Origin of the sequence: Paenibacillus sp. CF384 (assembly GCF_900106745.1) — a bacterium.
GTDB lineage: Bacteria > Bacillota > Bacilli > Paenibacillales > Paenibacillaceae > Paenibacillus_Z.
The window spans coordinates 53,606-77,061 of the sequence record NZ_FNNV01000012.1 but is presented as its reverse complement, the minus strand read 5'-3'; the positions used below and the strand labels follow the sequence as shown (position 1 = coordinate 77,061).

The window sequence follows — 23,456 nt, the reverse complement described above, 5'->3', positions numbered from 1 at the left end:
GGGGATTGGCGAATTATGTCGAATACTGGATAAGAATATCCATGACATTCACAGCGGGATGGTGAGCATCAATGATAAAAGATTTGGTTGTTAACGCAGCATTCATGACCATGATCACTTTCTTCTCCAGCAGGCTGTTTGCGACAAACAGAAAATATAGCAAGTGGAAAGAAATCCTTATATTGGGCCTCGTACAAGGGGTGCTTGGCTGTATTCTGGTCTATTACGGCGTCCGGCTAAGCGACAGCATCGTTATCGATTTACGCTATGTTCCGGTGTTGATGGCGACTTATTTCGGAGGGTTCTGGGCTGCGGCTATAGCGGCGGCATTAGTCATGTTATATCGGATGACGGTGTCTCCGTTCGGGATCGGCACCATTACGGCGATCGTGACGATGCTGGTTTATGTAGGCGGGGCCGGATTCATCATGCTGCGCGTCAAATCCCTCTTCCGTCAGTGGGTATATGCCACGCTGTTCAGTGGAATTGCTTTCCTGATCATCGGAACGCAGATGATTCACATCCCTGTGAAGATCCTGTTGATTCTCAGCACGATGAATACACTGGGCTGCTACGCGATGATTTATTTCCGGTCCTACATTATCCGTGCGAGTGAGCTGGAACAGAAGAACCTCCGCGCAAGCGAAGAGATGCATCGGTTGCTGCATCTCCAATCCGGGATGACGGCGAAGATCATTCGGGACAGTCAAGGCGATTACCGCTATTCCTTAATTGAAGGACAGCTGCTGCTCAAACAAGGCTGGAATAGCAGCGAGATAACGGGTAAACGGCCTATTGATTTGGAAGGGCTGACACAAGAGCATGTGGAACGGGTCTCAGCCATTTACGATCGTGCGTTTAGAGGCGAGGAAGTCAGATACGAGTCCGGCTTTAACCAGTTTCGGACGTTTAACATCGTGCAGCCGATCATTAAGGATGGACAAGTCACGGAGATCATCCTCTCCAGCACCGATATTACGAATTGGAAGCAAGCAGAAGATGATCTGCTCGAGAGCGAGGAACGATACCGGACCATCGTAGAGAATTCGAACGATATCTTCATTGCGTTCAATAGCGATGGGACGATTCTGTCGGTTAACGCGAAGCTGGCTCAGATGCTGGATCTGAAGATGGAAGGGATCGAGGGCAAACGGCTGACGGATTTGGTGCGCATCGGCAAAGAGGAAGAGTGGGAGCGGTATTTCCGTGAAGGCGTAGAAACGAAAGAGAGGCAACGCTTCGAGCTGGATCTTTACTTCGAGGGCCAATCCCCCAGAAGTTTCTCCGTCACGATTCTGCCTATGACTGTGAAGGGGAAGATGCGGATCAAGGTCACCTTCCACGACTTGACCGACTGGAAGCTCAAACGCGAAGCCGATGGGGCGAACAAAGCGAAGAGTCAGTTCCTGGCGCAGATGAGCCATGAGATTCGGACGCCGATCAATGCGATTCTGGGGCTGAATTATTTGCTGCAGAAGACGGAGCTCTCGGACAGACAGAAGGACTATGTCAACAAATCGCTTCTATCGACGAGAAGCTTGCTCAATATCATCGACGACATTCTGGATTTCTCGAAAATCGAAGCGAACAAAATTGTGCTCGAGCAGGTTGCTTTTGACCTGTACGAAGTCATTCATGATCTCTCTAATATTGTGGCGGTTAAAGCGTACGAGAAGGAGCTGAAGCTGCATTTCGCGATTGATCACCGTGTACCGCAAATGCTGAGCGGCGATCCGCTGCGCCTGAAGCAGGTCCTGCTTAACCTCGTTAACAATGCGGTGAAATTCACGCATCAAGGGGAAATTGCGATTGCCATCGATTATGTGAAGAGCGACGAGTGCGAGGTCACGCTTCATTTTGCAGTGAAAGATACAGGAATAGGCATCAGCGCCGAGGAGCAGAAGAAGCTGTTCCGTAATTTCACACAGGCGGACATGTCGACGACGAGGCGTTACGGCGGGACAGGATTAGGGCTCGTGATCAGTAAGAAATTCGTGGAGTTGATGAACGGTAAGCTTGAAGTAGAAAGCACCCCCGGCGAAGGCAGCTGCTTCTCTTTCAAAGCGGAATTCAGAAGTACGGATGTACCGGCCATGCGGCAGGGGCTGGAGCTGGACATGAAGTTTCTGCGCGTGCTGCTCATTTGCGATAATCCGGAGATGCAGCAGGTGCTGCGCAATCAGCTGGAGCAGTTTAAGTTTATTGTCAGCTTGGCAGCATCGGAGCAAGAAGCGATCTATACCATTTCGATGCATAACCGGTATGACTTAATTATGGTGGATTGGAAGCTGCAGGCCGGAGATGCGGTGCAGCTTGCGGAGCGGATCAAACGTGATCTGCCAGACAAATCGCAGTCAATCGTGCTTACGAGCGCCTATCACGAAATGGAGCTGCAAAAAGGCGTACCTTCTCCGGCAATCGAGAAAGTGTTCTTCTATCCGATTAGCCAGTCGCATCTGTTTGATGAAGTCATTTCGCTGATGAAGCCGCAAGCCGGTGCGAAGCCTCTCAAAGCGGAAAATGCGGAGCATGCCGAGAAATACGCGCCGCTTCGCGGTGCTTCCGTACTGCTTGTGGAGGATAATGCGATTAATCAGCTTGTTGCGATGGAGCTGCTCAAGGGAATAGGCATGCTCATCGATATCGTCGATAACGGCGAGGAGGCGGTGAACAGCGTGCGCGGCAAGCGATACGACGTGATTCTGATGGATTTGCAGATGCCGATTATGGATGGGTACGAGGCAACCAAACTGATCCGCCAGATCGAGCATGCGAAGCAAACGCCAATTATTGCGATGACCGCGGATGCGATGAAAGGCGTGCAGGAAGAAGTGCTCGAAGCGGGCATGGATTATTATTTGACCAAACCGTTTGATCCGGCCCTGATTTACACGGTGCTGCTGCAATCTATGCAACGAATAGCCTAGTAAGGTGGGGTGCGGAAACCGGGAATAATTCACCACTACAGATGAGCCGCGGATGATATACTTTGTTGTATAGCTGGTCATTATTCGGAGCGAGGTGAGTAAGGAATGAATGTGGCAAACAATGTTTCCCGCTTAACGAAGCCCTACTCGGAGCAGCAGCTTGGCTTGACGGAGCTTACGCCTTCTTACCGGGTTGACCTTCGTCCGCACAAAGACAAGGCATACGAGAAGTTTATTCGTGTGAATACGGTGCAGGATTGGTCGCAGCTGACCTGGGAGCGGATAGGCAAGCCTTACGAGGTGCGGACAATGTCGGAAACCCGTAAGCAGTGGGAGCAGGAGCATGAGAAGGCGATGGATGCGAAGACATCCTGGACGTATTTCAACAAAGCCTTTCATGAGTGGTTCGATAAGGATATTCCGCAAGAAATCAGCGGCGAGCAGTCTGCGTTTCTGAAGAGTCTCGCGACGTTCAAGCCAGCGGAGATCCGTGCGGCCTTGGGCGATGTGGCCCGCATTCATCTATGGAATTATGTGCACCGCATACAAGACGGCGTATGGGACCCGCGGGGCAAGCGCTCCTTGTTCGAAGGGCTGAATGTCTCTCGTCCGCGCATTCTGTTTCTCGGTGCAGCGGAGGGGTATGAGGCGATGCAGCTTGCGGCGCTTTATCCGGGAGCCGAAGTGGTTATGGTCGACTATGACGCCTATTGCAAAACCGTTCGTCACGGCGAGTTTCCCGATTCCTATCCGTTTCTGGGCTCGAGCTCCTCTACCGGCGGGGCGAAGGTGTATTATAAGCCTGATTTCAATATTGAATACGTAGTCGATGATGTTCGCAATCTATCGTTTGGCAAAACGTTCGATATTGTGCTCTCGGTCGGCTTGCTGGAGCATTTCCCGGACACCTACAAACCGGAGGTTGTGGATTGGCACCGCAGATTCCTCAAGGACGGCGGCTATGCGATCTTCACAACACCGCGCAACCAGTGGAAGAGCAGGCTGTTCTACGTCATTATGGCCGATATTATGAATCACACGTATCGCGAGCTGATGACGGTAGAGCAGATGGGTCTGTATATTTACGAGAATGGCTTCGACATCATCCGCCACGGCTATATCAAGGCGCACAATGCGGTCATTGCCCAGGTACGCTAATCGGGGGCGAATGCTTCTTTGTTATAGATTTTTGTAAGCACTTACATTCGGAGGGCCGGCTTCGTCCGGCTCACCGGGAGAGCAGGGATATCATGGCTTCCTTTGAGGAATTGTTGAAACGGCAGCAGGTCTGGTTTCAGACAGGCGAAAGCCGAGGTTATGCGTTTCGATTGGCGCAGCTGCGTAAATTGAAACAAGCCGTGGTGGAGCGCGAGGCTGCGATTATCGCGGCGCTCCACACGGATCTAAATAAGAGCGAGCATGAAGCGTACACGCTGGAGATCGGCCCCTTCTACACCGAGATCAACTTCGCGATTAAACATCTGAAGAAATGGATGAAGCCTAAGCGGGTCAAGACGCCGTCTACGCATCTGGGCAGCCGGGGTTATACGATACCGGAGCCGCTCGGTTCATCGCTCATCATTGCCCCTTGGAATTATCCTTTTAATCTCACCCTAGTTCCGCTAATCGGCGCCATCGCTGCAGGCAATACCGCTGTACTGAAACCATCCGAGCTATCGTTCGCAACGACGGAAGTGATCGCCGCTATTATCGAGGGCAGCTTCCGGCCCGAGTATATTGAGGTCGTTCAAGGCGGGGTAGAGACGAGTCAGGCTTTGCTCGAGCTGCCATTCGATCATATCTTCTTCACCGGCGGGGTAGAGGTGGGCAAGTCCGTGATGGCTGCGGCAGCGAAGCATCTTACCGCCGTGACGTTAGAGCTCGGAGGCAAGTCGCCGTGCATCGTCCATCATGATGCGTCCATCGCGCTTGCGGCCAGACGGATTGCCTTCGGCAAATTTCTCAATAGCGGGCAAACCTGCCTCGCGCCTGATTATCTGCTCGTGCATCACAGCGTGAAGGATGAACTGCTCGCCTCTATCCACCAATCGGTGACGGCATTCTATGGCGAGGCGCCATTGGAGCACCCGGACTATGGCGCGATCGTCTCGCGCCGTCACTATGATCGTCTTCGCGGTTTCCTGAAGGATGGCACGGCTGCCATCGGCGGAGGAGCGGACGACGAGAAGCTGCGCATCGCACCGACTGTGCTAGAAGACGTGTCGTGGGACTCCCCTATTATGCAGGAAGAGATCTTCGGTCCGCTCCTGCCAGTGTTCACTTATGATGACCCGCGCGAGGTGGTAGCGATTGTGAATGCGCGGCCCAAGCCGCTGGCGTTGTACGTTTTCAGCAAGGATCAAGCGGTACAGCAGCTGTTTACGGAGAAAGTCTCCTTCGGCGGCGGCTGCATTAACGATACGCTGCTGCATATCGGAACACCGTATTTACCGTTTGGCGGGGTAGGTCACAGTGGTGCGGGCAGCTATCACGGCGAACAAAGCTTCCTCACGTTCTCCCATAAGAAGAGTGTGCTGAAGCAAACCACGTTGTTTGATTTTCCGTTCCGTTACCCATCTGCCAAGAATGGGCTCAAGTTTATTCGCATGCTAATGAAGCCTTAGGTGGAAGAGGATGTGCAGACGACTATGAAGGATACCTATGCGTATTACAAAACGGCTTTTGCGGGTCTGCCGATGCCATTTGCATTCGTGGATTTGGATAGGCTGGACCGCAACATCGCGGCTATTGCGCAGGCTGCGGGACACAAGAAGGTGCGGATCGCGAGCAAATCGATCCGCTGCCCGGAGATCATGAGACGCATTCTGGCCAGCAGTCCGGTATATCAAGGGATCATGTGTTATACCGCCGACGAAGCAGCGATGCTTATTCGCGAAGGATTCGATGATCTGCTGCTTGGTTACCCGCAGTGGCAGCCGGATCGGATTGCCGAGCTGGTCAGGTCCGTCGGGGAGGGGCGTTCCATTACATTCATGGTCGACTGTGCCGAACATGTGCAGCACTTGGAGCGAATAGCCGCGGAACAGGGGATTGTCGTGCCGTTATGCCTTGATGTCGATATGTCGGCCGATTATCCGGGATTGCATTTTGGCGTCTGGCGTTCGCCATTAGCGAGCTGGGAGCAAGTGCGCCCCGTTGCAGAGCTTATTATCGCATCACCGTGGCTTAAGCTGGATGGCATTATGGGCTACGAGGCGCAGATTGCCGGTCTTGGCGATCAGGTGCCCGGCAAGCCGCTGAAGAACAGCGTGATCCGCTGGCTGAAGAAACGCTCGATCGCCGAAGTGGCGAAACGTCGCCGCGAAGTCGTGGAAGGCCTCGAAGCGATAGGCGCTTCGGAGGAGCTTCGTTTCGTGAATGCCGGGGGAACGGGCAGCATGGACAGCTCGCGTCTGGAAGCGTGCGTGACGGAGATCACGGCAGGCTCCGGGTTCTATTCGCCGGGCTTGTTTGACGCATACAGCGGGTTTCGCTATGAGCCTGCGGCAGGGTATGCGGTGGAGATTGTCCGCCGTCCAAGGCCGGATATCGTCACCTGCATGGGCGGGGGTTATACCGCCTCAGGGGCGGTAGGGATCGAGAAACAGGCGCAGGTATATCTCCCGGAAGGGCTGGAGCTTTTACCGCTGGAGGGGGCAGGCGAGGTGCAGACACCTCTACGTGTGAAGAGGGGGCTTTCACTGTCGTTAGGCGATCCGGTCTTCTTCCGCCATGCCAAAGCAGGAGAGCTATGCGAGCGCTTCTTGCAGCTGGTCGCTGTATCCAATGGGCAAGTCGTCGGTGAATATGTAACCTATCGCGGAATGGGGGCTTGTTTTGTATGAATGGACATGCGGCAATGCGCGTAGCTTGGTCGAATTGGTCAGGCTCCGTACAGGCCACGCCGAGTATGGTGCTATATCCCGAATCCATTGAAGACGTCGTCGAAATTGTACGGATGTGCAGGCGAGAGGGGAGGAAACTCCGGGTTGTCGGAACGGGGCATTCGTTTACGCCAGTCGCGGCTTCCGGTGATGTGCTGGTCTCCCTTGACCGCATGCAAGGCTTGGTTCAAGTCGATGCCGAAGCAGAAACCGCCACGGTATGGGCAGGTACGAAGCTGAAGCTGCTAGGGGAGCTGCTGTTTCAGCAAGGGTTGGCGCAGGAGAATCTCGGTGATATAGACGTTCAGTCCATTGCGGGTGCAATAAGCACCGGCACGCATGGCACAGGCCGGGAGTTCGGCAATATCGCGACGCAGGTGATTGGGCTAACGTTTGTAACCGGATGCGGTGATGTCGTGGAGTGCTCGATGGATTCACATCCGGAGACGTTCCGGGGTATGCAAGTATCGCTTGGCGCACTCGGCGTATTGGTGCAGGTGAAGCTGAGACTTCGAGCTGCATTCAAAATGCGCTACGAGAGCAAGCGGACGAAGCTCACGGAAAGTTTGACGCAGCTGACAACGCTTGCGGACTCGCACCGTCACTTCGAGATGTACTGGTTCCCCTACGCGGAATCGTGTCAGCTCAAAATCATGAATGAAACGACCGAGCCCGTCACGCCGAGGCGGGTATGCGATTATATCAGCGACGTGGTGCTGGAGAATGGCGTATTCGGTTTGTTATCCGGCATGTGCCGACAGGTTCCGAAGCTGTGCAGGCCCATAAGTCGGTTCTCTGCGGCGCAGTTCCCTCTGTTTAGCAAGGTGTCGTACAGCCATCGTCTGTTCGCGACGAAGCGGCTCGTGCGTTTCAATGAGATGGAATACAATCTGCCTGCGGAGGCGATGCCGGCTGTCATCGCAGAGATGCGTGCCGTAATGGAAGAAGAGCAGTTTGCGGTTCATTTTCCGATTGAGTGCCGCTATGCCAAAGGAGATGACATCTGGCTGAGCCCTGCCTATGGCCGGGATTCTGCTTACATTGCTGTACATATGTATAAAGGGATGCCGTACGGGGCTTATTTTGCGGCGATGGAGAAGATCTTCCTGCGTTATGGAGGGCGGCCGCATTGGGGCAAAATGCACTCTCTGCGCGCATCGCAGCTGCAGGAGCTGTATCCGATGTGGAACTCATTCGTCATTCTGCGGGAACAGTATGATCCGGATCGCGTTCTATTGAACCCTTATTTAGAGAAGCTGTTCGGGGTTCCGGAGTTGTCGCTATGATGGGCGGCCAAGGCTTGAATCAGGGGGATGAAGAAGGACGAGGGCATGAGCATGGCGCTTCGCGTTGGTCCGTTATCGCTGCTTATGCGGGAGTAGTGGCAGTCACTCAGCTGCTGTGGGTGACTTTTACGCCGATTACGACGGATGCCTCCGAGCTGTGGGGAGTATCTATTGATGCTGTCGGGTGGCTATCGCTCGTTTTTCCGCTTGTCTATGTGCTGCTGTCTATCCCGTTTGGCTTCGCATCGGATCGCAGTTTCCGCGGCGTACTCACTTGGGGAGCGGGACTTACTGTCGCCGGCGCCTTGATTCGGGTTGTGCCCGGCTATGAGTATGCGCTTGCCGGACAGTTCATCATCGCTGTCGGTCAGCCGCTTGTGCTGGGTGCGGTGAATAAAATGGCGGTGCTCTATGCAGCACCGCCTAAACGTCCAATAGCCATTGCAGCCGGCACGGCCAGCTTGTTTGTCGGCATTATGATATCCAATGTGACAGTGCCCTTCCTGCTGGAATGGGGCGGAATGCCTGCCGTTCTGTGGACGCAGGCCATTATGGGTGCGGCGGCTTGCCTCGCGCTGCTGGTTACCCTTCGGAAGCCGCCTCTTTATGAAGGGGCGACGACGGATGTGGAACCCGCGCCGGCGCTTCGCACCTTGCGGGCGCTTTGGTCGCAGCAGTGGGTTCGGTTGTTCAGTTTGCTCCTGTTTGCGGGCTTCGGTATTTTCATTACGTTGGCAACATGGCTCGAAGTATTGGCAGATGCCATCGGCTATGATTCGGTGCAGGTCGGAACGGGCCTCGGACTCATGACGGCGGCTGGTATTATCGGGGCGGCGGTGCTGCCGGACTTCGCAATGCACGGGAATCGCGCACGAAACGTACTTGTGCTGTCACTCGCGGTTAGCGCGGTATTGCTTGTATTCCTTGCGGCAGGGATGCCTGCCTGGCTGTTTATGACCCTGCTGGCTTTGGCCGGACTGCTGCTGCTCGCCGACTTGCCCATTGTGCTTTCGTTTGCCGAGGCCAAAGCGGAGCCGCGCACTGCCGGAGCGGTTACGGGGCTGCTGCTCTTGTTCGGCAATCTAGGCGGCATCGTGCTGTCGCTGCTCGTACAGCTGCTGCTGGATGAACGCGTTCTGGCTATCGGAGCACTCGCGGTCGTAACGGTCGTCATTCTGCCCTTTGCGCTCCTATTTCCGGGGAAATCAGAACCACATAAATAAGGAGCGGAACAAGCCGCGTTTGCGTGCGGGCGATGGGACGGAAACCGGCAATTCGATGGCTGCCGCTGTCTCGGCGGCGTATGGCGGTATGCTCAAGGGCGGAATAGGCTGCTTGGCATATTCGATGGCTGCGCTCAGGTGATCGATCATCTTGCGCAGCTCCTCCAGCTCTGAGCGATGCTGCAAGATTTGGGCGGCGACAACCTCGTCTGCCTTGTGTTCGAGTCTGCGCTCAACCAGCATCAAGCGGCAGTGAAGCTCGGAATCATGCGATTCTGATGCGGCAGCCACCTGCTCGTTGTAGCCGGATAGCAGGGGCTGCGAATCGGAATGGTTTGCCCGTTCCTGTTCGTCGGAACGGTGCTCCGGCTGCTGCTCGGGCTCAGGCAACACAATCATATCCATCGTTTCTCCGCGTTCGAGCGAATCTTTGATATAAGCGAGCATCCACAGGTCACTGCGCGTAAATACATAATGGCCGAATTTATCCTTTTGAAAATAATGAGGGAAGTGGGAAGCCCAGCGTTTGACTGTGGTTTGGCTGACGTTCAACGACTCAGCTGCGTCCTTGCTCTTGACAAGTTCCAATCCTATCACTCCGTTCAGGTGGAATGCATAGGTAATTCGCGCTCCCGCAACCACTCCCTGCAAGGGTGACAAAGGAAGTGCTCATTCGCTAAACAAAGTGGTTTTACGCGCCATCTCGCGCTCTCGTGGCAGGTGCTGTTCGTCAAGTTTCTCGTTGCTTACGGCAATTACACGGAGAAGTGGTGGTGTGAAAAACATTCGTAATTAATAATTTTCTTGGTATCCGTTAAGTGTCAAGGTTGTTTTCGTGTTGAACTTTCTGTGTTAAAATTCGCATTGCCTACTTTTGCTGTCTTATAAGTTGGAGATTTAGGGTTCATATCATAGACGATGATTTCTTGTTTAACTACATATTCGCCTTGCTCCTTAACTATTGTTACTGGTGCAGGAGGCATTGTGCCGGATCCCTCATAAGTGAGTGCTACCTGCAATTGAACATTGTTTACATCTGTCGAATCTGCAGAAAGAATTTTAAAACTTTTAAGTGGAGTGCCTTCATTACCATCCGCGCTCGTTTCGATAATATCTTGGTAGTATGCTGCTGCCGCTGCTACGGCAGCCTGACCATTACTTGCGTTTTTGCTGGGGGTAGCACTTGAAACCACAACAACAGACGTTAATACCAAAGATAGCATTCCGAGTGCCATTAAAAATGTCTTGATTTTCAATCCCGTCACCTCATCTAGTTGTTTGATATTTCCATTTCATAGAATATCTTTTTTTCTATTTAATGTAAATTATTTAGAGTTAAACTTTTGCTAAAGTCAAGGGATATTCATATAGATGCAATGTATCGAATTTAAAAAAACTCCACTCTTTATTCATGATTCCAAGAAAATAGTCTGATATCTATTAAAAGTAAAAAAGCCTTGTAGCTCTCCGTCAAAGACGGCAGCTACAAGGCTCAATCGTTATTAATAGACCACAACCTAAGTTTGCCCCTTGATCCAAACCTACTTCCCGCCGCTCCCAAAACTGCTCACATCGATAAACGGTGTCGCTCCTCCGGTCACGTTAGGCAGACTGCCGTTCCATTTCTCCACGGCCATCTCCTGCACCTCGATTTGCTTCAGCTGGATGAGCTCCGGCGTCACCTCTTGCTTCTTCAGCTTCAGCGATTCCGCTTCCGCCTGCGCCTGCGCGATCTTCTGCTTCGCTTCGATTTGCACCCGTTTGAGGTCGTTCTCGGCTTTCAACGCCTGCTGCTGCGCAACCTGCTTCGCTTCGATCGACGCGTTGAACGCATCGGAGAACTTGAAGTTCACGATGTTAATGTCTGCCACGATTAAATTATACTTGGCGAGCCGCGTCGTCAGATGCTCCCGGACTTCGGCGGCAACGACGTCGCGCTTGGCAATCAGATCTTCCGCGGGATAACGGGCGGTCACTTCCTTGACGATTTCCTGGATAGCCGGGTTCACGATAACGTTGTCGAACGAGCCGCCGACGTTGTTCATCAGCTTATATGCGGCCGCTTTGTCGACGGAATAGTTGACGGCCACATGCGTGGAAACCGGCTGCAGGTCCTTAGAGGACGCGCTCGTATCGGTCTCTGCCTTGGTCACCTGCACATTCACCTGAATGATGCTCTGCACGAACGGGATCTTCATGTGAATGCCCGGTGCCAGTATGTTATCATTTAATTTACCGAATGTTTTGTACAAGCCGACGTTACCGTACTGGACCGTTTGAAACCCGTTAAAGGCGACAATAACGCCGACGACAATCAATAGGCTGAATAAAATGTAAGGCTTCAAATTTACTTTTTTCACCGGATTCGGTTCAACAACATGCATGGACGACCCCTCCTCATAGATAGCTATGCGCATTATTAGGGATACATACGAAGCTGCATGGAAAAAGGTTCCTAAATGGAACGAAAAGGGAGATGGCGAGATAAATGGAACATACAGCGCAAGAAGCAGCAGAGTGGATGGTGCAGGAGTTGATGTCGGCAGGCATGCTGCGTCAGGAGCAGGCGGTTGCGCATATCAAGGCGCATTTCGGAGAGAAGTTTATTTATATCAACGAGAATGGCAACGAGTCCATCGACAAGGAAGTTAAGAAAGCATTCAAAAAGCTGCACGGCGGGCGCGCAGCTTGGGAGCGAGACGGGTTTTTCTGGGGTTGGGTATAAAGGTGAAGCAAGCTTACACAAGCTAGACGGTGTAGTCGATTTTGCCATCGGCCCAGATGATGAGCTGTTTGGCTGCTGCGTCATATTCAACGAGGCCATGTGTAGAATAATACCAAGTCTTCTGATCAACAGCGCCATCGGCGACGACAAAGATATTCAGCTCGTCATGATGCCGCGAAATCGGTGTGCCGATGGACTCTTCCACCGCATCAATACAGAGCTTCCAGCCTTCTCGGCCCTCTGCAGGTGAGATGGAGAACGTAAGCTCATGCTTCTTCGAATCGAGAAATAATCGGCCGCCAACCGTGTGGCGAATGTACAAATGATCCAATGGAATCCCTCCTTGACAAAGCTAACTATAGCACACATACTTACATAAAGTAAGTGAGTAAAAAATGAAATCATGAGGAGTGTTCTGGAGCATGATCGCAATCTATCCGGCAGCATCGAGGCATTCTGGAGACTTGGGATGGCTACAGTTTAATTTTAGTTTTTCATTTGCAGATTATTACGATCCGGACAATTTGAATTTTGGTCCGCTGCGCGTATTTAATGAGGATTATATTCAACCAAGTAAAGGATTCGGCACGCATCCGCACCGGGATATGGAAATCGTTACGGTCGTGATGAGGGGCGAGCTCGCGCATGAGGACAACACAGGCGGCAAAGAGGTTTTAAGAGCCGGCGAAGTTCAGCGCATGACAGCGGGAACGGGGATTCTTCATTCCGAGGTCAATTCGTCAGACACCGAAGTAGCTAACCTGCTGCAGATGTGGTTCCTCCCAGAGGCGAAGGGGCTTACACCGTCATACGAGCAAAAGGCGTTCGATTCTGCTGCTATGAAGAATGCACTGCTTCCCATCGTGTCGCAGCGCCTTCAAAGCGAAACGATTACATCGATTCATCAGGATCTCACCATTTACCTTTCTCGCCTTGAATCGGGCAACAGCGTCTCGTTCGAGCAGGATGCCGCACGCAAAATCTTCCTGTTCGTGATGGAAGGTGAAGTCACCTTAAACGGCGAGCATCAGTTGAGCCGAAGTGATTCCGCGCGCATTACCGATCTGGAGGAGCTCGTTATTGCCAGTAAGAATGGCGGGCAATTTATGCTCATCGATTTGCCATAAATCTGTCCGAGCAACGCATAAGCAGGGCTATTGCAGTTAACAATGAGAGTAAACCTGAAATCTAGCAATGGAGGGACTCTCGTGAATTATAAACCAGCTCAACTAGACGGACAGCTATTGGCGCGGCTGCAGCAATTCGAATCGGATTTGCGTAAGCAAACAGCCAGCAATATCGTGTTGATTGCCTATCAAACTACCGGCGAGGATGCAGATAACGGAGCGGCAGCAGGCGGGAAGTAAGCGACTGCGGAGAGTAAGGAGAGCACAGGCCCGATGAGGTTTGTGCTCTTTTTGTGTTGTTCCCTACTTTTATCTGAATGGGACTTTTTTCCTGAATAATGATTGTGACTTTTGGAGGATATTGGCTCTGTGCTGTCGAAAATTACTAATAGATGTCACTAAACATGTTCGGGTAGGAGAGGCCGTTTATGAAATTAATTTCGGGTAACGCGTTCGGGCAAACCTTACGCAAATTCGGCGAAGACAAGGAAGAGTATACGAAGGTGCTTTTCCTCTTTATTTATTTGTTTGCGGTTTCATCGGCTTCGACGGTTGGCAGAACGGCGGCGGATGCGCTGTTTCTGTCCCGTTTCGGCGCCTCGCAGCTTTCCTTTATGTATGTGCCGCAGTCGGCGGCGCTTCTATTAATCGGACTCCTGTTCCAACGATTCAGTCCGCGGTTTCGGATGGATCATTTGCTGAAGCTGCTCATTCCGCTAATTTCTGTGCTGGTGTTGATTTCGCGGCTTGGCGTGGGCATGGATTTCAGCTGGGTATATCCGGTTATCTACGTTGGTTATGATGTGTTCAATTTCCTGATGATCGTCTGTTTCTGGCAGTTTGCAGCGTCCATTCTGGATCAGCGCAAGGTCAAGCGGACGATCGGACTTGTCGGCAGCGGCGGTCTTATGGGCGGTATTATAAGCGGTTTTGGTTTGAAGCTTATCGTTCCTTTGGTGGGGACGGCGAACCTCATTTGCTTCTATGCCGCACTTCAGCTGCTTGCGCTTGTAGCGGTTATTCGGTTATTGAAGCTCGCAGGGAAAGGGTCAGATCTGTTCACCTCCGTTAAGCCTCAACGCAAACAGGCTGGCGGCAGTGGTGCGAAGAAGAAGGAAAGTGGCGGCTTATTCCGCAATGTCCCCCATCTCAAATATATTGCAATCATGTCGGCGGCGCTCGTGATTACCCTGACGCTCATCGACTATCAGTTTAAGGTTATTTTGCGCGGTACGCTTCAGGATGAGGCATTGGCCGGATTTATGGGAAGTTTCTATGGATTCTCCGGCTTGCTGGCGTTGTTTATTCAGCTCTTCATCGCAGGTAAGCTGCTGACAAGGTTCGGTGTCATGACTGCGATCTTGGTATTCCCGATTGCCCTGTTCACTGGAAGTCTCGGCGTATTGATGATGCCAGTGCTGGCGATGGTTGTGATCGTAAAAGGGAGCGACAAGGTGCTTGGCGATACGATTTATTCATCGGTCAGCCAGCTCGTCATGTTCCCGATTCCGCCGGAGTGGCGAAATTCGGCGAAGAGCTTCCTTGACGGCGTCGTTCGCAACGGTGCCAAAGGAATCGCCGCTGTAAGCTTGATCCTGCTCTCTCAACTGCTCACGACGCAGCAGTTTAGCTATGTGATTTTGACGCTGCTGTGCGTCTGTATCGTAGCGGCTGTGAAGGTGAAAGGGGCTTACCTGGAAGCGCTTCTGTCTACTTTGAAGACCAGGGGACATGACCTGCATGAAGGTCAGCTCGATCTGATGGACCCTGCCAGCTTGCGGGTGCTGACGGATACACTGGTGCAGCCCGATAAGGTGCAGGTGCTGTATGCGCTGAAGATTTTGCAGGATATTGATGGCTTTGACCTTATGCCGCACATGGAAGGATTGATTCGTCATCCTTCGCAAGAGGTTTGCGTAGAGGCGCTGCGTTACATGGAACGTAATCAGCCGGCAGGGCAAGAAGAAGTGCTGCTGGCGCTCATTAGGGAAGGACATAGCGGAGTTCGGGCTGCTGCCATTCTTGCTTTGGCGGCTTATGCGAAGGATGAGCATTTGGATGACATTACGTCGCGGCTTGGTGAAGAGGATATGGATGTGAAGTCGGCGGCCATAGCGGGTTTGATCAAATATTACGGCATCGAGGGAATGTTCCGCGCCGTGGGCACGTTGAAGGAACTCATGGAGAGCTCTCGTGAGGATGAGCGTACTTCAATGGCCATTCTATTCGGTCAAATCGGCATACGGGAGTTCTACAAACCGCTAATTCCGCTGCTTCGGGATGAGGCGCCACAGGTTCGTAAATTCGCTGTTCAATCTGCTGCTGTGCTGCAGGTGCCGGAGCTTGTGCCGCATATCGTGCCAATGCTGCAGCATAACGAGACAAGGGAAGCCGCTGTTGAAACGCTGGCTGCCTATGATGAGCGGGAGATTCTCAAGCTGCTCGCAGCCTACTTTGATGTGGAATCGGTAACCTTGCATTTGCCAAAAGTGTTTGAACGAATCGGTGGGCAGCAGGCTTTCGATTTGTTGTTCCAGCGATATGAACCTGCGAATTTCGAAATGCGAGATAAGCTGCTGGAAGCGATGACCCGGATGCATAAAGGCATCCAGCAGGTGGATGCCAAGGGGTTCGAGGCGAATATTTTGCTCGAGCTGGAGCTATACGGACGGTTTACGTCGTACCAAGGGGATCTCCTTGCAGTTGAAGGTTATGAGGAAGTGGCAGAAGCGGTCGAGCAGGTTCGTTCTGCGATGATTAAGCGGATCTTCTTGCTGCTGGGTTTTATCTATGAAGCCAAAACCATTCAAGCGGTGTACGTGAACTGGACTGAAGGCGCGGCACGCCAACAAGCGAATGCGGCGGAAATTATTGACCAGCTGGTGCAGGGGAATCTGCGCATGGAGCTGGCGAAGCTGATGTCGGCTTCCCGCACCGTGACGGCGAATGTCATGAAGAACGAAGCGGCGCTTGAATTAGACTGGATGAATGATCAGGGCGATGAGTGGCTCTGCCAAGTCATTCAGTTTGCTTCACGGAGCAAGGTGGAAGCGTCGGTACCTGGCCGGCATTCCGTAGATGAGACCTGGCTGAGCGAGCAGATGGAACGGATTGCAATGTTGAAGAAGGTCTCCTTGTTCGATGGCTTGTCGGCACGGGAGCTGTCGATGATTGCGATGCGCATGGAGCGGGTGTCCTATTCGAAAGGGGCTACCGTGTTTCAGGTGAATGATCCCGGAGATGCGCTCTATCTCATTCAAAGCGGGCGAACCGGCATTTATCGTGGAGCTGAGAAGCTCAATGAACGCAAGGCCGGAGAGTGCTTCGGACAGACCGCTATATTGACGCGCCGATTGCGCACGGCTACGGTTATGGCTGAAGAGGATCTTGTATTATGGCGGCTCGATTCGTCTGGCTTCTATGATGTGATCTTTGACCGTACGGGCATTGCGCTTGAAATGATGAAGCTGCTCTCGAGGCGTCTGCGCTCGAAGCTGGCGCAGCAATCATCGGTAAGTTCGGCACAGGCTAGTGAGCAGCAGGCGGAAGTTGCAGCGGCTTCGGCGCTGGATGCAGGAGGGGCAGTCACGGAGTCCTCGCAAGAGGGGCACGGCATGGCGAATGATATTATTTTGCGGCGGGTACTTATTCTGCAAAAGATTGATCTGTTTGCCCGTTTATCGCAGGAAGATGTCATCGCTCTCGCGCAGCTTGTTGAGGAAGTGGAGTACGGGGCGGGAGAATCGATCTGCCGGGTTGATGATTACGGCGATACGTTGTACGGTATTATAGAGGGAAGCGTACGTGTACATAAGGGCAGCCAAACTTTCGCGACGCTAGGGGAAGGCGAATGCTTCGGTGAAATGGCCGTCATCGACAGCGGACTTCGTTCTGCAGATTGCACGGCAGCGAGTCCGACCGTTCTGCTTCAATTGCACCGCGACCAAGTGTTCACGCTGTGCTTCCAGAACATTGGCGTATTGCGCAGCATGATGCAGGTGCTTGCGGACAGGCTTCGTGGGATGTTGTAAGCTGCAGGTGGAAGTCGGAGTGCAGAGAAGTCAGGACGCAGAAACCTGAATGGCTGGAATGGCGCTGGAATTTGAAACGCTGAATGCTGGAGATTGGAAACACGGTAGTGAAAGCCGGAAGTCGTCAATCGCGCCGTTTAAGTGTAAGAGGGAGTGAAGGTTTGCAGTGAAACGCATCATGCAATTCATAATTTTAATAAGTGGCTTAGCTGTATTGCTTACGGCTTGCGGCGGCAAGAGTGAAACGCCGTTAACGTTCATCGACCAAGTCGACTCCACGGACTTGAGTGCGGAGAAAAGCGGGGATAAGGTGGAGCTGGGCCTTACCGAGCAGGAGCTCGTGACCAAGTTAGGCAAGCCGCAGCGTACGCTTAATAACGGCAGAACTTTTCTATTCATGTACGAGGAATATCAGTACACCTCGCTCAGTAATATCGTACTGGCCTACTCGCTCAGCCCTAAGGTCGCTACGGCGAAGGGCGTGAAGCTGGGTGATACCCGGGAGAGCGCACAGAAGCTGTACGGGGAAAGTTACTATACGCGTGGAAATGCAATTGGCTACATCGACAAAGAGAAGCGACTGGCGCTGGAGTTCGAGTTAAAGGACGACCGAATCGCAGCAATCTCGGTGTCGGCACTTGCGATGTATGAGTAAGGGAAAGGACAGCTCCAGATTTTGGAGCTGTCCTTTGTTGTTTGCTGGCGCGCCTCCGCGAAAGATGGCTGAGAGTGCGGAAATTGAACGCTCAGCGCTAGAACCACTCCGAAAAGAAGCTGAGAGTTCCCAAAAAGGACTCTCAGCACCTCAACTAACCTGTCTCCCCTGCGAAAGTTGGCTGAGAGTGCGAAAACTGAACTCTCAGCGCCGAAACCACCCTGAAAAGAAGCCGAGAGTTCCAGAAACGGACTCTCGGCTCCAAACTAACTCTGATTAGGTCAACACATTCGACGAAAAGCGGGGGATGTGAGCAAAGAGTAGTCTTCAGGACAACACATTCGCCGAAATGTGGGGGATGTGAGCACAGAGTAGTCTTCAGGACAACACATTCGCCGAAATGTGGGGGATGTGAGCACAGAGTAGTCTCCAGGACAACACATTCGCCGAAAAGCAGGGGATGTGAGCAAAGAGTAGTCTCCAAGACAACACATTCGCCGAAATGTGGAGGATGCGAGCAAAGAGTAGTCTCCACGGCTACACATTCGCCGAAATGCGGGGGATGCGAGCAAAGAGTAGTCTTCATGGCTACACATTCGCCGAAATGTGGGGGATATGAGCAAAGAGTAGTCTCCAGGACCCCACATTCGCCGAAATGTGGGGGGATGCGAGCAAAGAGTAGTCTCCAGGGCAACACATTCGCCGAAATGTGGGGGATGTGAGCCAAGAGTAGTCTCCAGGACCACACATTCGCCGAAATGTGTGGGGATATGAGCCAAGAGTAGTCTCCAGGGCTACACATTCGCCGAAATGAGGGGGGTGCGAGCAAAGAGTAGTCTCTAGGGCTACACATTCGCGGAAATGTGTGGGATGCGAGCAAAGAGTAGTCTCCAGGACAACACATTCGACGAAAAGCTGAGGATGATAGCCAAGAGTAGTCTCCAGGGCCACACATTCGCCGAAATGTGTGGGATGCGAGCCAAGAGTAGTCTCCAGGACAACACATTCGCCGAAATGTGGGGGGATGCGAGCAAAGAAGCCCACCAGGAAGTCTACATGGTGGCGGAAGCAGTGAATTTAGCGAAAGAAGCCAACCAGGAAGTCTACATGGTGGCGAAAGCAGCGAATTTAGCGAAAGAAGCCCATCAGGAAGTCTACATGGTGGCGAAAGCAGCGAATGTAGCGAAAGAAGCCCACCAGGAAGTCTACATGGTGGCGGAAGCAGTGAATTTAGCGAAAGAAGCCCACCAGGAAGTCTACATGGTGGCGAAAGCAGCGAATGTAGCGAAAGAAGCCCACCAGGAAGTCTACATGATGGCGAAAGCAGCGAATGTAGCGCAAGAAAGAGCCCATACAACAAAAAAACCGCCCCACATAACCGGGGCGGTCCATCAATCAAATCATGTCCACATAAAGTGGACCATAAGTCTCTTCCTTGCCACCGGCAATCAGCTTCATCTCAAGCATGTCGCCATCCGCAAGCGGACCGACACCTGCCGGTGTGCCGGTGTAGATGACATCGCCTGCGCCGAGGCCCATGTTGGTGCCGATGAAGTCGATCAGCTGCTGTAGCGGGAAGATCATGTCCTGCGGACAGCCGGCTTGCACCGTCTCCTCGTTCTTAAGCAGGCTAAACGTTAACTGCGTGAAATCCTCCACGCCTGTGAACGGCACAAACGGACTCAGCACCGCAGAGCCGACGAAGCCTTTGGCCAGCAGCCAAGGATGGCGCTTCTCCTTCAGCTTCGATTGCACATCGCGCGCCGTCAGGTCGATGCCGAGCGCAATGCCGTCCACCAGCTCTTCGGCCTTCATGCCCGGCCGATAACTCGCTCCGATGCGCACCACAACCTCCAGCTCATAATGGATTTCGCCGATGGTGCTGGGCAGTTCAAGCTTGCCTACTGCGGGATGAAGCGCATGCGTAGGCTTGGAGAAGATCATCGGCTCCTCCGGCACATCGTTGCCGAGCTCTTTGGCATGCAGCGCATAATTGCGTCCGACGCAATAAATATTACGAATTGATTCCATGGATAAACGTCCTTTCGCTAATGGCGGTTAGTGAGTTTTATCAAAGTTCTAACGCTTCTAACATCATAGCACGACAGAGGTGCTTTCATTAAGTTTTGAAAGTAGTCCCGAAAGTGGTCTCGAAAGTGGTTTGAAAGTTGCAAACCGCTCGCCCCCCATACATAACTCACCGGCAAATGCTTGTAAACCTTTACATATTTGTTTGAATCCACCGACTAAAGCCGCGTTTTCTCGTCTTCATATCGCCTCAGAAGCAGTCTGTTTTTTCACATAACCTTGAAAAAGCAAACCTCACTCCTTAATTTCGCGCATTGTTGCTGATGGCTCTGTGCATGATAATAAGCGTATATCAACCCGAGGGGGAATAGAGAACATGGCAAGCAAAACGATGAAAACAACTGCAGTTGCGTTGACGGCAGCAGCATTGCTGCTTGGAGCAACAGCATGTGGTAACAAAGACAACAACACAGCAGATAATACGAATACAGGTACAAATGCCGGTACAAACGCTGGCGGCAACGCAAGCGACGAGAAAGTAACGATCACGTTCCAGAACATCTACCCGGATCCTGAAACGCCTTCGTACAAAATGCTTCACTCCATCGTAGATCAATACACGAAGGATCACCCGAACGTAACGATCGAGCTGGATACGCTTAACACGGACCAACAGAAGCTGAAGCTTAAAACACAAGCCGCTTCCAAAGAAGTGCCGGACATCACAATCGTGAACCCTTCCGCACAAATGAAGCCTTTCGTAGATGCTGGCCTCTTCGCTCCGCTGAACGATATGCTGGATCAGAACGGCCTGAAAGATACATTCCAAAAAGGTCTTCTTGACTACTACAGCTTCGACAACAACGTATACGCGTTGCCAGACGGCAACAACATCGAAGTTGTTTACTACAACAAAGATCTGTTCGCACAAGCAGGCATCACTGAAGTGCCTACAACTTACGAGCAGTTCATCGATGACGTGAAGAAATTGAAAGCGAAAAACATCACGCCAATCGCAATCGGTGAGAAGGATTCCTGGACAGGTTCGTTCTTGTTCATGAACGTATTGCTTCGCACGAACGGCGGCCCTGGCTTCCTGCAAGACGTACAAGACGGCAAGAAAACATTTAACGATCCTGCATTCGTAGACGCAGTATCCAAAATGCAAGATCTGATCCAAGCTAAAGCGTTCAACGAAGGCGCAACTTCCGTTGACTACAACACTGGCGGTAACCTATTCAAAACAGGTAAAGCAGCTATGATGATCATGGGTACTTGGGAAACTGGCGCAATCGATGCTTCCTCCGTTGGCGGCAAAGTGGGCGCATTCAAATTCCCAACTGTAGGCGGCAAAGGCGATCCAGACCAATTCATGCTTGCTCCGGGTTCCGCATTCGCAATCTCGGCTAACAGCAAACATCTGCAAGCTACAAAAGATTTCTTGAACTACTTCATGCTGAACATGCCTAAGAAACAGTTCGAGCTGAAAAACGCAGTAGGCAGCGGTCAAATCATCGAAGGCGACTTCAAAGCAGCTGGCTACTCCGACCTTGCAATCAGCGTACTTGATCTGTTCAAAGGCGTTAAAGGCGGCGACCTGGCGTTCGATAACACAATGAAACCGGCTATCGCACAAGCTCACCTTAGCAGCATCCAAAACATGTTCGTTCAAAAGGTTGACCCTGCAGCAGTAGCTCAGGAGCACCAAGCAGCATTTGACGCTAACAAATAAGAATGACTAAATAGCTAGTTGTTTGCGGGTGGAGGCATACTTAGCGGCTTCCATCCGTTTACGACTTATTTTCAATCTATTACGATCAGGAGGCAACCCCAGTGAATGTTTTAAAAGTCCCGGCCCGCACTATTGCTGTTTTCGTCCTGCCGTGTCTGCTTCTCTATATCTGCCTCGTGTTCGTTCCGATCGTCGTTTCGGTATACGACAGCTTGCTGGATTGGGACAGCATCAACAAGGCGAAATTTATCGGGCTCGATAACTTTAAAACGATCCTGACTGAAGATACAAACTTCTGGCCATCTGTTCGCCGCACGTTAATGTACTCGGTATTTTCCATGTTGGAAATTCCGATCTGTCTATTTATCGCAGCACTGATGAATCGTTACGTACGTAAAGCAAACACGCTGGTTTCTCTTTATTTTGTACCTGTTATCTTGTCAGTCGTTATTATTGGTCAACTTTGGAAAACGATCTACAACCCAACTGAAATGGGCGGAATGCTCAATGGCGTTCTGACCGCGATTGGACTGGAAAGCTGGACACGCAGCTGGCTGACAGAGCCTAAGATTGCGATGTACTGTTTGTATTTTGTATCGCTATGGCAATACTTCGGTTACCATCTGCTCATTCAATACACAGGTGTGCAGAACATTTCGAGTGAAATTTATGAAGCAGCTAAAATCGACGGTGCGGAAGGCTTCAAATCCGACTGGTACATCACGTACCCAATGGCGATTCCGATCTTCAAAATCTCCATCATTCTTGCCTTTATCGGTTCCTTGCAAGCCTTTGACCTTGTTTGGGTTATGACAGGCGGCGGTCCTGCACATGCGACGGATACGATTTCGATGCATATGTACAACATGTCGTTCCTATCGCTCAAATACGGATACGGAAGTGCACTTGCTACAATCCTTGTTATGATTTGCTTGATTTTCACTGTCGTCATCAATTTCGTCTTCAAAAAAGTCGAAGCGAAATACAGCTAAGAAGGGAGAACAAAGAACATGGCAGGTATTAAAAAAGGGCTCGTGTATCTACTTCTCTCGATCCTTGTCGTCACGCAAATTTACCCATTGCTCTGGCTTGTGATGTACTCGCTCAAAACGAACGAGCAAATTCTCGGCGGTCATTTCTTCTCACTGCCGACCACGCCGCAATGGGGTAACTATAAAGCCGCTTATACGAGCGGTCACTACTTGAAATACTTGAGCAACAGCCTCATCGTAACGTCGATCACACTCATTTGCGTAATCGTGCTGGCCTCTATGGTCGCTTATGCGATTTCGCGTTTCAAATGGAAGTACGGACCACTGGTAACATTGATCTTCTTGCTCGGGATGATGATTCCGATGCAAGCAACGCTGCTGCCGCTGATGGTTATTTTCAGCCATTTGGACATTCTTAACACGCGTTTGTCGCTCATTCTGCCGTATATCGCGTTCTCGACGCCGATCGCCGTCTTTATCCTCAGCGGATTTATGCGCGGCATCCCAGCCGAGATCGAAGAGTCGGCCTTTATGGACGGAGCTAGCGTATACCGGATCTTCCGCAGCATCATCCTGCCGATATCGGTACCGCCGATTATGACAGTCGTCATCCTGACGTTCATCACGATTTGGAACGAGTACATTATGGCAGCGACGTTTATTTCTGCAGAGAAGTTGAAAACTCTTCCTTTCGGCATATATAATTTCGTTAGTCAGTACAACGCCAATTTTGGTGCAATCGGTGCATACCTTGTACTTGGCGCCTTGCCTGTTATGCTCGTTTACTTCGTACTCTCCGAGAAAATCACGAAGGGTATGGTAGCCGGAGCGGTGAAAGGGTAAGGA

Annotated in this window: 19 protein-coding genes; 14 read left to right on the top strand and 5 right to left on the bottom strand. The window is 51.8% G+C overall.

Features of this window, described 5'->3' with window-relative positions; all coding sequences use genetic code 11:
* Window positions 1-71 precede the first annotated feature (71 nt).
* From BLW29_RS19230 to BLW29_RS19205, 6 genes are all read left to right on the top strand, one after another.
* Window positions 72-2,927 carry a response regulator gene (locus BLW29_RS19230; protein WP_090982578.1) on the top strand — a complete coding sequence of 952 codons (2,856 nt, stop codon included), beginning with the start codon at window positions 72-74 and terminating at the stop codon, window positions 2,925-2,927.
* A gap of 105 nt (window positions 2,928-3,032) precedes the next feature.
* Window positions 3,033-4,085 (top strand): class I SAM-dependent methyltransferase, encoded by a 1,053-nt coding sequence (locus BLW29_RS19225; RefSeq protein ID WP_090982576.1) that lies wholly within the window; start codon window positions 3,033-3,035, stop codon window positions 4,083-4,085.
* A gap of 92 nt (window positions 4,086-4,177) precedes the next feature.
* Window positions 4,178-5,551, top strand: a complete 1,374-nt coding sequence (locus BLW29_RS19220; RefSeq protein WP_090982574.1) for an aldehyde dehydrogenase — start codon at window positions 4,178-4,180, stop codon at window positions 5,549-5,551.
* A gap of 24 nt (window positions 5,552-5,575) precedes the next feature.
* Window positions 5,576-6,772 carry an amino acid deaminase/aldolase gene (locus BLW29_RS19215; protein ID WP_090982572.1) on the top strand — a complete coding sequence of 399 codons (1,197 nt, stop codon included), beginning with the start codon at window positions 5,576-5,578 and terminating at the stop codon, window positions 6,770-6,772.
* Complete coding sequence (locus tag BLW29_RS19210) at window positions 6,769-8,097, top strand: D-arabinono-1,4-lactone oxidase (protein WP_256208724.1); 1,329 nt, start codon at window positions 6,769-6,771, stop codon at window positions 8,095-8,097. Before BLW29_RS19215 ends, BLW29_RS19210 begins: the two co-directional genes overlap by 4 nt.
* Window positions 8,094-9,320, top strand: coding sequence for an MFS transporter (locus BLW29_RS19205; RefSeq protein WP_090982569.1), 1,227 nt, complete (start codon window positions 8,094-8,096; stop codon window positions 9,318-9,320). The genes BLW29_RS19210 and BLW29_RS19205 overlap by 4 nt, the downstream gene beginning before the upstream one ends.
* On the opposite strand, the gene BLW29_RS19200 is transcribed toward BLW29_RS19205, so the two are convergent.
* The 3 genes from BLW29_RS19200 to BLW29_RS19190 all read right to left on the bottom strand — a co-directional run bounded on the left by BLW29_RS19200 (window position 9,303) and on the right by BLW29_RS19190 (window position 11,704).
* Window positions 9,303-9,908, bottom strand: coding sequence for a MerR family transcriptional regulator (locus BLW29_RS19200; protein WP_090982567.1), 606 nt, complete (start codon window positions 9,906-9,908; stop codon window positions 9,303-9,305). The genes BLW29_RS19205 and BLW29_RS19200 overlap by 18 nt on opposite strands.
* A 233-nt stretch (window positions 9,909-10,141) precedes the next feature.
* Window positions 10,142-10,576 (bottom strand): hypothetical protein, encoded by a 435-nt coding sequence (locus BLW29_RS19195; RefSeq protein WP_090982565.1) that lies wholly within the window; start codon window positions 10,574-10,576, stop codon window positions 10,142-10,144.
* Window positions 10,577-10,861: 285 nt separating this feature from the next.
* Entirely contained in the window at window positions 10,862-11,704 is an 843-nt protein-coding gene (locus BLW29_RS19190) for a prohibitin family protein (protein WP_090982563.1), read from the bottom strand.
* A 104-nt stretch (window positions 11,705-11,808) separates the two neighbouring features.
* On the opposite strand from BLW29_RS19190, the gene BLW29_RS19185 reads away from it, so the two are divergent.
* Window positions 11,809-12,045 carry a DUF6953 family protein gene (locus tag BLW29_RS19185; RefSeq protein WP_090982561.1) on the top strand — a complete coding sequence of 79 codons (237 nt, stop codon included), beginning with the start codon at window positions 11,809-11,811 and terminating at the stop codon, window positions 12,043-12,045.
* A 22-nt stretch (window positions 12,046-12,067) separates the two neighbouring features.
* Here the strand turns inward: BLW29_RS19185 and BLW29_RS19180 are convergent, their stop codons facing one another.
* A complete protein-coding gene (locus tag BLW29_RS19180) occupies window positions 12,068-12,376 on the bottom strand; it encodes a hypothetical protein (protein WP_090982559.1) in 309 nt (102 codons plus the stop codon).
* Window positions 12,377-12,467: 91 nt separating this feature from the next.
* On the opposite strand from BLW29_RS19180, the gene BLW29_RS19175 reads away from it, so the two are divergent.
* The 4 genes from BLW29_RS19175 (at window position 12,468) to BLW29_RS19165 (ending at window position 17,858) form a co-directional block, all read left to right on the top strand.
* A complete protein-coding gene (locus tag BLW29_RS19175) occupies window positions 12,468-13,172 on the top strand; it encodes a pirin family protein (protein WP_090982557.1) in 705 nt (234 codons plus the stop codon).
* Window positions 13,173-13,253: 81 nt separating this feature from the next.
* Window positions 13,254-13,412 carry a hypothetical protein gene (locus BLW29_RS31190; RefSeq protein WP_256208723.1) on the top strand — a complete coding sequence of 53 codons (159 nt, stop codon included), beginning with the start codon at window positions 13,254-13,256 and terminating at the stop codon, window positions 13,410-13,412.
* A gap of 188 nt (window positions 13,413-13,600) precedes the next feature.
* Window positions 13,601-17,203, top strand: coding sequence for an Npt1/Npt2 family nucleotide transporter (locus tag BLW29_RS19170; RefSeq protein ID WP_090982555.1), 3,603 nt, complete (start codon window positions 13,601-13,603; stop codon window positions 17,201-17,203).
* Between the two features lie 166 nt (window positions 17,204-17,369).
* Complete coding sequence (locus BLW29_RS19165; protein ID WP_090982553.1) at window positions 17,370-17,858, top strand: hypothetical protein; 489 nt, start codon at window positions 17,370-17,372, stop codon at window positions 17,856-17,858.
* A 1,395-nt stretch (window positions 17,859-19,253) separates the two neighbouring features.
* Here the strand turns inward: BLW29_RS19165 and BLW29_RS19160 are convergent.
* Window positions 19,254-19,889 carry a fumarylacetoacetate hydrolase family protein gene (locus tag BLW29_RS19160; RefSeq protein WP_090982551.1) on the bottom strand — a complete coding sequence of 212 codons (636 nt, stop codon included), beginning with the start codon at window positions 19,887-19,889 and terminating at the stop codon, window positions 19,254-19,256.
* A gap of 373 nt (window positions 19,890-20,262) precedes the next feature.
* Between BLW29_RS19160 and BLW29_RS19155 the strand changes: the two genes are divergently transcribed.
* The 3 genes from BLW29_RS19155 (at window position 20,263) to BLW29_RS19145 (ending at window position 23,453) form a co-directional block, all read left to right on the top strand.
* Entirely contained in the window at window positions 20,263-21,618 is a 1,356-nt protein-coding gene (locus tag BLW29_RS19155; protein WP_090982549.1) for an extracellular solute-binding protein, read from the top strand.
* A gap of 101 nt (window positions 21,619-21,719) precedes the next feature.
* On the top strand, window positions 21,720-22,610 hold the full coding sequence (locus BLW29_RS19150) for a carbohydrate ABC transporter permease (protein ID WP_090982547.1): 891 nt from the start codon (window positions 21,720-21,722) through the stop codon (window positions 22,608-22,610).
* An 18-nt stretch (window positions 22,611-22,628) separates the two neighbouring features.
* Entirely contained in the window at window positions 22,629-23,453 is an 825-nt protein-coding gene (locus BLW29_RS19145) for a carbohydrate ABC transporter permease (RefSeq protein WP_090982545.1), read from the top strand.
* Window positions 23,454-23,456: the final 3 nt, after the last annotated feature.